Source organism: Leptospirales bacterium (genome assembly GCA_019694655.1).
Taxonomy (GTDB): domain Bacteria; phylum Spirochaetota; class Leptospiria; order Leptospirales; family Leptonemataceae; genus SSF53.
Map to the genome: position 1 here is coordinate 175,706 of JAIBBN010000005.1, position 10,329 is coordinate 186,034.

Sequence of the window (10,329 nt, forward strand, 5' to 3'; positions counted from 1 at the left end):
CCTAATGCTCACGCTGACCTCGGCGCCTGTCTTTGCAGAAGACCTGCCGGACGTCAATGTGGACGTAGGACTGAACTTTGTCTCTAACTACATCTTCCGCGGAGCGGACCTGCATCAAGGCCGTGCGCAACAGAAGGGCGAATCCTATGGCGCCAATACAGGTGAGTGGGCCTTCCAGCCGACGATCACCTTCAATGGACCTTCGGGATTGTTCTTCAATATCTGGGGATCGTTTGCAACCGCCGGTCGCAAGGACACGGATACAGACCTTCGTTTCCAGAGCGCTCCTGGCGGGGCCGTAGCTACGACTACCGGAAACGTTGACGCACCGTCGATTGTAGCTGCTTACCAATCGGTAACGCTTGCCCAGGCCCTTTCTCAGGATCGCCGTGTCGGAGCTGTTCCTGGTTTCTACAAGGAAGCGAACGGTCTGGAACGTGCGGACGAAATCGACCTGACGCTTGGCTACAACACGTCGACTAAAGAAGGCAATTTTGGATTTGGTTTGGTGCATTATACCGGCCCAAACCCGGATACCAAGACAGCCTTCCCACAGACGACGGAGGTATTCTTTACCTACGCTCTGCCCTTCCTGACTGAGCTGACCTTCAGCTACTACACGGATACGGAAGCTTTCAATGATGCCAATTACTACAACCTGGCCTACGGATCTTCCGTAAGCATGACCGATGATCTTTCGCTGTCCTATAAGGTGGCTGCGGGCTACGGCGCGCAAAATCGTTTGCAGGGCTGGCAGGATGTCACAGGAACGATTGGCGTAAGCTTCAGCGGCTTTACCGTTGGCTTTAACTACGTTTATCGTCCGGACATTCGCTTTTTCGATACCGACAATGCGACCGGCAACAATGACGGATCTGCGGCATGGTTGAATGGCACCTCGACCCGCGGCGATGGATTGGTAGCTGACCCGGCTAGAAACAACGGGCCGATCAATTCCTATATTAACAGCGCGATCCAGGCGCAGCTGACTCAGTTGACGGGAGGCGGGTACACCTATACTCCGCGTCAGAAACTGCCAACCGGCCTCTGGTTCGTAAACGTAGGATACAGCTTCTCGATCTGAGTAACGAAAGACTGGAGGACGTCATTATAACTCCGTTGTGAGTTCCTGAATTTTCTCCAGAGTTGCTTCCAAAGCCCGGTCATCGCGACCGGGCTTTTTTTTGTTCGCTCTTGCTACGCCCGCGAATGCGACTGAGGGCCACCGGCGTAACGCCAATATAGGATGCGATGTGAAATTGATGCAGCCGACCCTCAAGGCCTGGATGATCGGCCTGAAAGGCCTCGTAGCGCTCGCGCGGCGAAAGCAGAAGAAAATCCATCTCCCGCTTTTCTTTTTTGGAATACAGCGTTTCGGCGACGCGTCGCCCCAGGCGTTCCCAGCAGCTGTGACGCGAAAAAAGCGCCGCGTATTCGCCAAGCGATAGTGTCAGGAGCTCCGAATCTTCCAGAGCCTGAATCAAAAAATTACAGGCTTCGCCGCGAATGATTGGCCCATAGGCGGCCATGAAGTGTCCTTCCCAGCTAAAGGTCTTGTTGAACTCGGCGCCGGCGGACGACAGGTAGTACTGTCGAAACAGGCCGCGACGTACAAAGGCAACCTCATGCGGCGAATCGCCGGGACGCAGGTAGAATGCGCCGGCCGCAATTTTGCGCGGTCGCAATCGCTGACAGAGATAGCGCTGCTCACTCTGTGGCAGCTCCGCAAAGCGGCCAATGGCCTCGATCAAATCCTGGAACTGGACCTGCGGATCGGATGTAGCTGCGGACGTAGCCACGTCCTGATCGCGCGCTGCAACTGGGGCGTCGTCAAGACCGATTCCCCGCCCTGCGAGCTGCGCCCGCCTATTTGGCGGCCGCCGCCGGGGCCTTGCTTTCTTTGCCAAGCAGCTTCAAATATTGCAGGCCATAGTTGTAAGCATCCCCTGGCCAGCGCGCCGTCAGTAGATTACCGTCCAGCACAGTGAATCCGCGACCCAGCTTTGTCTCCGAATCGCGAAAGAGCGGCTTGGGTCCTTCCTGGAAGTCGGAAGGATCTCGAAGAAAGGACATGACCTCGTCCTGGGTAGTGGTTTCTGGATAGGTGCGGTAGTACGTGCCCAACCAGGCGCGGGTCATGTTGTAAGCGGCCATTTCCTGGGAGCGAAGCAGGCAGGTGCATTTGCGTCCGTAAAGTACAGAGCGGCCATCGGCGCCCTTGCTGCGCGCCGCCAGCAGCACGCCGTGGCAGATGGCGCCTGTCGGCTTGCCGCTTTCGATAAATTTGGCTACGAAGGATTGCAGCTCCGTCGACTCGAGATATTGTTTTACGCCCGGAGCGTGGCCGCCGTGCAGCATCAGGCCATCAAAATCAGCTACACGCAGCTTGCTGTAGAGCAAAGGCTTCAGGTAAGCCGGGGAGGCGACCATTTCATTGTAGGCGTCGATCGCATCCTGCCGAGCGATCAGAATCTTTTTCCATACGCCCAGTCCGTTGCCGTCCAGCATGCGCTGGTCGCCAGCGCCGGGTTTGCCGTCAGCAGTCGCAAATTGCACCTCTACGCCGGCCCTTGTCAGCAGCTTCCAGGCAATGCTGGCCTCCGAAGGGTCAAAATCAGCGGTGGCCATCGGCATGATGATTTTCATATGCCAATTCTAGCACGGGGCCTTAGCTCTGTCATTAACTGCGGTTAAGCATTCTCGAAAAAAGAGAGCAAAACAAATCATTGTGCCAGAGTCAGGGAGTCGATGCGCAGCTCGCCGCAGCCCCGCCACTGGATGCCCAGCAGATAGCGCTCCCCCTGTGGCAGTGGCAGATTAAAACTGCGAAGTTCGTAGGACGGGGAGTCTGGCGTCTGCGGCCAGGGCTGACCCGCCGCAGCGCCGCTTTGCAAGGAAATTGCACTTACAATTGGCAAAGAGCCCGGTCCGCAAACTTGCAGTCCTATAGAACGAGCGAGGAATTGAACCCGATTCTGGCCGTCAGAGCTGAACTCGCCTGAGATCAGATGAAAACCGCGCCTGCGCGGCCGAAGAGTGATCAGGCTGTGTCCGCCGATCGAGCGCACCGCGCGTCGTCCATCGACGAAGTCAATACGGTGGTTTAAGTTTTCAGAAGGAGTCCACTCTGCCTCGACGATCGGCGGGGCGAGGTGAATCAAGGCGGAGGAGACAGGGGGAGCGCTCTGTTTCGGTCCCCATAGCGCCAACTGCGCATCTTCGTAGAGCAGCGGACGATTCTGTTCCGAGATCTGGAGTAAGCGCTGACGATAATCTTGCAATGTTCCAAGTTGAAACCAGAAATCCGGGCTTGCTGCGCTCTTTGCCAGCAGCAGATAATGATCTTCCGGAAGCGACCTGTAGGTCTGAATCGAACGAAGATCACGGTGATCGGAAAAGAAAGGCGCAAAAGCGAGATTCAAGCTCAGCGGCGCCTCCGCCGGGATAAATGTGCGCGCCTGCCGCAATGAGTCTGCGAGACTGTGCACGCTGGCCGGCGGCAATCCGATTGCAAAGAAAGCAGTGCCGTAGACGATCGATGCCAGGGCCGGCAGCGGCAGCAGCATCTGCAGCGAAATCCAGGGTGCGATACGGGATTGAATCATTCGCAACGCGTCGATTGTCGCGGCCACGAAAAAGGGCAGGATAGCAAAGCTGTAAGGCAGCCAGATAAAGTTGGCAGATTCAGCGAGCGGGCGATTTAGCATAAGTACAAACAGATAGGGCAGCGCCGGCAAAAGCAGCCGCGGACGCAACAGCGGCAAAAACAGGAAGCCGCCCAGAACCTGCTGCAGGTAATCAAAATTTGCCTTTTGAAAGAGAGTCGCCCAGAACAATTGGGGCTTGAGCAGCGGGGACAGTAGCACCTCGCCAATGCTGCCGCCGAGGTGAGCGTAACGCTCGAAGCCAGTCAGCGCTACGCCCATGATCTTTGGTGCAAAGATCATGGTGGTGAACAGGAACACTGCAACGCCAAGTAATGGAAAGAGTCGCCAGTACCAGCTGCGACGGAAAAGACCGAGCAAGGCAAAGCCTGCCAGCGCCAGAGCGACATCTTCGCGTACGCCTAACAGGAACAGGGACGACACTGTAAACAATCGCGGTCGATCTTTCTCGTAGGCATAAATCATCAATCCAATGGGGACCAGGGACATTGTCGTGTCACGAAATCCAAAGCGAAACAGATAGTTAAGCGGCGAACACTGAACCGTGAGGATGGCCAGGCTCAGTAAGGCCATTCCACGCAACTGATATACGCGCCAGGCCAGTAGCGCAGTGATTGAGTAAAAACCAAGCAACCACAGGTCACCCCAGACAAAGGCGGCCCAGGGCGGTTGCAAGAAGGCGCGGAGCGCTCTATAGAAAGGAGCGACCAGGAAAAAGGAGGGTGAAAAGCGAATTTGAAAGAAATTTGGCGCTTCCAGTATGCTTCCGCCGAGTCCGCGCATTCGTCCTAGATTTTCCAGGACCTGTGCATAATAGGCAATATCGCCCGCCAGCGGAATGCGGGCCGAGTCAATCATCCAGTACTGTGCGCGAAGGTGCAAGGCAAACCACAACAGGCCGATCAGACCGGCCAGCCAGGCGGCCCATCGGTTCAAGCGCAGTTCACGCAGATCGAACACCGTAGCAAGAGTGCCGCGGCTATTGATCGCTTGTCTACCTTGATTCCGGATTCAATGCTCGATCTCGCGCACCGTTCCATCCTGCTCGATAGCAAATCGACGGCCTGTCGAGTGCAGTTCTACGCCGTATAGTTCCAGGAACCATTCGATTCTTGTGCGTTGGTCTGCAAACGGCGCCTCGACGGAGGCAACCCTGATCTGCATTCTCGAGATATCGTTAGCGGCGCGTAACAACGTTCCGTACTCAGGCAGGCGCTCTACAGGTGCGCGATCCCAGCGGCCAGCTTGCTGGCAAAGCAAGAGAACCAAAACCAAATTTGGCAGGATCGCAACGCGGGATGCAATCCAATGCAATGCAGCCACGGCGGAAAGTGCGTAGGATCCAACCAGGGCGACTTGAAAATATAGTTCGTACTGCATGCGCCACGCTGCGTATCCAGCCCATGCGCCAAAAAGGACGCCAATGGAAAGAATCGCCCACTGCGGTCGCTTCCAGCAGGCGCCGATGGCAAGGAGCCAGGAGGCGACAATGATCGTTCGGGCATGCTGATAGTGCAAGTTGCCTTCCAGCAAAAGCTGCGCGGCCCCGTTCACGAGGTAACGGTAAGCAGCAGTGGTACGCAGTAGCGAAGGGTCCTGGAGCAAAGAATGGATGCTGAATGCGACCCCGCTTTGATCTGAGTCCAGGGCCCTGTGAAGATAAACAAAGTACGGCGCCTGTAGCACCAGGACCAGCGCCGCCTGCATTGCCGTATTGCGCAGCGCTACGCCCGCGCCACACTTCAGAATAGCGCTAGCGGCCAGAACCATAAATACCGCGATGCTAACAAAAATTGCCGGGAAATGAGCGCAAAAGGCCAGCCAGGCGCTGGCGCTGGCCATCAGCAGGGACCCTGGACGCGGCCCTCGCCAATAATTTAAACTGAATGCAATGGCCAGCTGAGCCAGTGCGGTAGCTACGGACGGATTCCACGCGGTGGCGCCAGAAAAGGACGCTTCCCACGGAGAACTGGCAGCCAACAGGAAGCCTACGGTTGCAACTGCAAAACTGGTTTGCCGGAGCAACTCAAAGTAGAAAACTGCAAGAGCTATTGCGCAAAAAAGTGCGATTCCCATTCCGCCGGCGTGTGGCAAACTTCCATAGAACGGAGTAAAGAGCCGCGCTGATAGCCACAGAACCCAGTAAAAAACCGGTCCATAAGAGACTCCCCCGTCAAAGCGCGGCGTGCCGGCCAGCGGCAAATCGAAAAAACTGCTCTGGACAATGCGCCAATCGCGCATCTGGTCGCCAAATAGTTGAAAGTGCTCGCTGATGCCATGGACGCGAAAGAGAAACGCATAGACGCCGGCCGCGACGGCCAGCAGCAAGCGCCGCTGTCGGTAGAGCGCTTCAATCATGGTCCGCTCCGGGGCGAGGCTGCGGGGTACGTCCGGTAGCAAGTTGCCAGATGCGAACATTCTGTGCCTGACGATTTTTAAAGGAAATATATCGATCGCGAGCAGAGGGAGTATGGTACAGGAAGACCTCTTGTCCGCCGCACGTTGTGACTGCGGAAGGCGGGCCGAGCGTGTCTAGCACTGCTTTGCGATCCAGGCCTTGCGGCAGTACAAGGCCTGGCGTATTGCGCCCCTCGCCAAAGAAATATGAATCAGCGTTGTTGATATGGTAGTAGATCTGCATTTTGCCAATCAATTGCCGGATGTGCAGTCCCTGCGCGCTGAATACGCTCAGGCGCCTTGCATTCCAGTAGTCGCTATAGCCTTCGGTTGCCCCAATGCGTCTCGCGATTCGGTCGATGCAGAGCGATTCCGGTGGTTGGTAGTTGGACCATCGCGGCCAATGCCGCCAGAGCATCCGGCCGGAGTAGCCAATCGATAGCAGGATAGCGATCAGATAGATTGCCGCAAACCATTGGCGCCGGCGTCGCGGGCGGCCAAGTCCGGGAAGTAGCAAGGCGCCGAAGAGCGTCGTCGAAAACACTGGCAGCAAATGACGCGCTGCGATGTAGCGGCCGCCGGCGCCCAGCATCAGTCCCAGTAAGGCGCAGGATGCTATCATGCCCAGGGCAAATGCAGCTGCATAACTCTGTCGAACCAGTAGCGTATCGATCGCGTCGCCCTTCGGTACGCGATGCCAGGATCGCAGCCCGCGCATAGCCGCAAACGAGATTGCCAGCACGGCCAGAATCAGCGCCAGCGCGTATGTCCAGTGCAGTTGCTGAAGATAAACGAGGCCCGAAAGGATGGTCGGTCGAATGGAAAGTGGTTGCAACTTCAGCTGTTGGAGCACGTCGGCGAATAAGGTTTGATCGCTGGAGAGTCCGCTCCAGGCGGCAATACGCTTTTCGAGCTGCCAGGCAAGAACGATTGATGCCAGCGGCGGTAATAACAAGGCGGCCTGGATTCGGGCATTGGATCGCGTCCTTCTCAGCAGGAACAAGACGCCTGCGCCCAGTAAAGCAGGTCCAATGAAATAAGCTGCAAAAATTCGATCGCTGGCCAAACTCAAGGCGCCTGTAAGCGCAACGAGAACAGATCGTTGCCAGTTGTAGCGTTTTAACTGGCGAAGATTCAGGAAAAGGCAAAACAAACTTGAGAGCAGTGCGCCGCCGTGGAAACCAGGGCAGAACACAAGTTCAAGGGTCTCCGTGCTACGATTCATAGCCGCCACCGCCGGATAAATGGCAATGATTGCCAGCAGCGGCAGCAAACGGTATAGTATCGCCTGGCGCGGTAGAATCTCTCTGGCAATTCCAACTATCACAAGACAGATCAACAGATAGAGCTGCAGGCCAAATACATGTAATGCAGCAATGGGTTTGCCCGTTGCAATCAGCGGAAATAGAAGCAGCGCCCCATCTGGAAACAGGTAGTGCGCCGGCGGCGTCTGCCATCCGCGCATTGCGTCAGGTTGGCGCAGGATTTCCTGCAGCAAAGCGGGCAGGTAGAGCGAATCGGAATCGTAGAAACGTCGGTCTGATGGCGCTATTTGCATGACGCTTACAAACGCCGCATATGAAAGCAGGGCGCAGAGCAGAGCGCCAATGGTAGAGTAGATCAGCCGCCTCGGCGGCCGGCGATTTCCAAATCTGCTCTTCATGATTGCCGGAATCTAAACTCCCGCTGCCAGAAGACGCGTCGCGTCCAATTTGCAGGCGTCCAGCCATTTCCGGAGCTGTCCGAGACGCGCCCTCTTTCTTGAATCGCAGATCAATCGTCTGCGCAGCACACTGTCCAGCCGGGGAGTGGAACTCTCGGACGAAGCAGAACAGCAATACCGCGAAAATCCGGATCAGCTGGCAGGCGATCTGGAGTCGCTGGGCGTTCTTGATCAGGCAGAGGGCGCAGCAGAGTTGACTGCCGGGATAGGCTCCTCGCGCGATACGATCTGGAAATCCATCACCGGCGTCTTTGAAGATGGCTATCGCAACATCGTCCAGGGAACGATCAGCGACGATCGCGGCTTCATTGATCCGGACACCGGCGAGTGGCGGCAGAGAACCTGCTTCGTGGCCGGGACTCTCATTCGTGTGCACCACAGCACGCCAGGCGCCAGATTCCAGGGCGGCTATTATTACAAAGTGGTTGAGGACATCGTTTCCGGAGATCTTGTGCTTGCAAAAGACGAGGACTCCGGCGAGCTGATCTACTCCCGCGTGCAGCAGACCTTCATCCGCCAGGCGGACCGCATCTACCAGATCCGCTACGAAGACGGCACGCTGATCGAGACGACGTGGTCGCATCCGTTTTATGTGCGCGGTCAGGGTTGGGTGCAGGCGCGCTATCTCAGGGCCGGCGACATCGGCGAAACCGCCGCCGGCCAGGGCCTGATGATCTCAAGCGTGGAGATTGATCCGCGCTACGAGACGGTATTCAACTTCGAGGTCCAGAAGCGCCACAACTACTTCGTGTCTGAAGCCGGCGTACTGGTGCATAATGAGGAGTATGCGGAATTTCGAGCGGCAGTTCTTGCAAACGACAATCGGATTAGTCCAAATGTTCTGACGAGTCTCGACCAAGACCTACAACAAATGTATGAGCAAATTAAGGCTACATATGCAGACGAGGCCCTGGCCAAGCAGGGCGTAAGGGACCTGGCAAGGGCTGCGTCGGGGGAAGTAAGGGATACTGACGTCGTATTGAACGGAGCGATGACCAGCGCAGGCGGTGCAGGTACAGGGAATCTTCTTGTAAATGAGAACCCGAACGGGACCATACGAATTAATGCGGTCAATTTCTCGTATTCGATTGGTCCGAGTACTCCACAGGGTGTCGGGCAGAGTGGAAGTAGCAATCAGGTCAATGTGACAACGAGTCGACCGAACACACCCCCCGTCCTTTACACAGGCGTTTATGCGCAGCAAACGGGTATTACTACAAGCTCCGGGACGCCGCCCCGTAGATGGTTTGAGACTATCCGGATTGACCAGACTCAAGGGACTTCAATTTTCGGCGGAGATCCCAATGCACCGAATGCACAGGATTGGTATGTGATCGGTCCATTACAGTCTTTCAATCCGCGTCAGCTTGCCGACGCCGTTCGCTTTTCATATGATGGGGGTGGAGCTACTCCCGGTATCCTTGCTAACTCGCGGCCAAAAGTCCATAGTGGAGCCAGCTTGTGGGGAGCGACGAATCCCGGGGGAACGCCGATGCCCGCCGTCAGAAGCGACCTTGGACTTGGACTTGGGCCGCCGCCTCCCGGGGACCTTGGGCACAACCTGCTACCGGTTGTCGGCGTGGAAGGAGGTGGTCCTCCGGTTCAGTTGTCCCCGAGCATAGTGCGTCAAATCTTGCGTGCGAATAACAACTAATCTATGCGCCGAATAATTACAGCCCTGTGCCTCGTAGTGGCGCCCATGCATAGTACCTGCAGCAAAGACTGCTGCGACGCATCTTACAGGCCCTCTGTAATGCCGGAGATCTATCGCGGACCGTTCGGCCATTTTATGAGTTTTGCTGAAATGGAATCAAAAATTCGGAGGCATGCGCAGGTAATCCGCACAGAAAGGATGTCTGATGCCATTACCAGACAGATCCTGCGGACGACGATTGAAGATCAAGACTACATTGTCCATATATATAATGGCCATACAATGGAATTCTTCAGGTGGAATCGGGAGCGGCGAGAATATGACGGTCTTCTGATGGGCATCACCTACGCGCCTAACGAGTATTCGGATTGGTGGTTTTTCGTGATGTCTGACGATAGGACATGTAAGTTTCAGGTTTTTGACTCATTTACTGACGGAAACCAACTTGGCGTTCCTGCGGGAGCAGTGTTGTACGAATGGAATTGCGTCCAGAAACCAGGTGAAGGACCGCGTATCTGGACCGAAATTCTTGGAAACGATGGCAAGATATATGCTTTTACTGATGAACATCAAATAGTCCAAGCGACTGCCGATAAATGCTGGCTCTGCAACCCTCAGAGTATACCCGGAGAATTTGTTCAGACGAGCCCCGACTATCTCTTCAATTTGCCTTTGTATAAATTCCTGTTTTCTGATTGAATGGTTGCACTAAAGCCTTTACGATGATGTAAGCGCTTTTTCACTGCGACTTGATCGCCGCGCGGTAAGCGCTCATTTTTCCGCGCCTTGCGCTCCTTTTCGTGACGTGCTACAGTCCGCCTCCAAAATCAGCGGAGGCGAAGGGATGGTAGAGCATACGAAAGCGGAAATGGCCGCGAAACGCTGGAGGC

Annotated in this window: 8 protein-coding genes; 3 read left to right on the forward strand and 5 right to left on the reverse strand. The window is 55.9% G+C overall.

The genetic code is table 11. The features are described from left to right. Window positions 1-4 precede the first annotated feature (4 nt). Window positions 5-1,084: a hypothetical protein gene (locus K1X75_10390; GenBank protein MBX7058461.1), complete on the forward strand. Its 1,080-nt coding sequence runs from the start codon at window positions 5-7 to the stop codon at window positions 1,082-1,084. 79 nt (window positions 1,085-1,163) lie between these two features. On the opposite strand, the gene K1X75_10395 is transcribed toward K1X75_10390, so the two are convergent. From K1X75_10395 to K1X75_10415, 5 genes are all read right to left on the reverse strand, one after another. Beyond that, entirely contained in the window at window positions 1,164-1,799 is a 636-nt protein-coding gene (locus tag K1X75_10395) for a Crp/Fnr family transcriptional regulator (protein ID MBX7058462.1), read from the reverse strand. 67 nt (window positions 1,800-1,866) lie between these two features. Continuing rightward, entirely contained in the window at window positions 1,867-2,646 is a 780-nt protein-coding gene (locus K1X75_10400) for a type 1 glutamine amidotransferase domain-containing protein (protein ID MBX7058463.1), read from the reverse strand. A 77-nt stretch (window positions 2,647-2,723) separates the two neighbouring features. Beyond that, window positions 2,724-4,625 (reverse strand): DUF2079 domain-containing protein, encoded by a 1,902-nt coding sequence (locus tag K1X75_10405; GenBank protein ID MBX7058464.1) that lies wholly within the window; start codon window positions 4,623-4,625, stop codon window positions 2,724-2,726. 51 nt (window positions 4,626-4,676) lie between these two features. Continuing rightward, entirely contained in the window at window positions 4,677-6,023 is a 1,347-nt protein-coding gene (locus tag K1X75_10410) for a hypothetical protein (GenBank protein ID MBX7058465.1), read from the reverse strand. After that, window positions 6,016-7,725: a hypothetical protein gene (locus K1X75_10415; protein MBX7058466.1), complete on the reverse strand. Its 1,710-nt coding sequence runs from the start codon at window positions 7,723-7,725 to the stop codon at window positions 6,016-6,018. The genes K1X75_10410 and K1X75_10415 overlap by 8 nt, the downstream gene beginning before the upstream one ends. 145 nt (window positions 7,726-7,870) lie before the next feature. On the opposite strand from K1X75_10415, the gene K1X75_10420 reads away from it, so the two are divergent. Together K1X75_10420 and K1X75_10425 are read left to right on the forward strand one after the other, a co-directional pair. Beyond that, window positions 7,871-9,439 (forward strand): HINT domain-containing protein, encoded by a 1,569-nt coding sequence (locus K1X75_10420; protein ID MBX7058467.1) that lies wholly within the window; start codon window positions 7,871-7,873, stop codon window positions 9,437-9,439. A 99-nt stretch (window positions 9,440-9,538) separates the two neighbouring features. Next, the gene (locus K1X75_10425; protein MBX7058468.1) at window positions 9,539-10,138 is read left to right on the forward strand and encodes a hypothetical protein; all 600 of its coding nucleotides are present in this window, start codon (window positions 9,539-9,541) and stop codon (window positions 10,136-10,138) included. The last annotated feature ends 191 nt before the right edge of the window (window positions 10,139-10,329 follow it).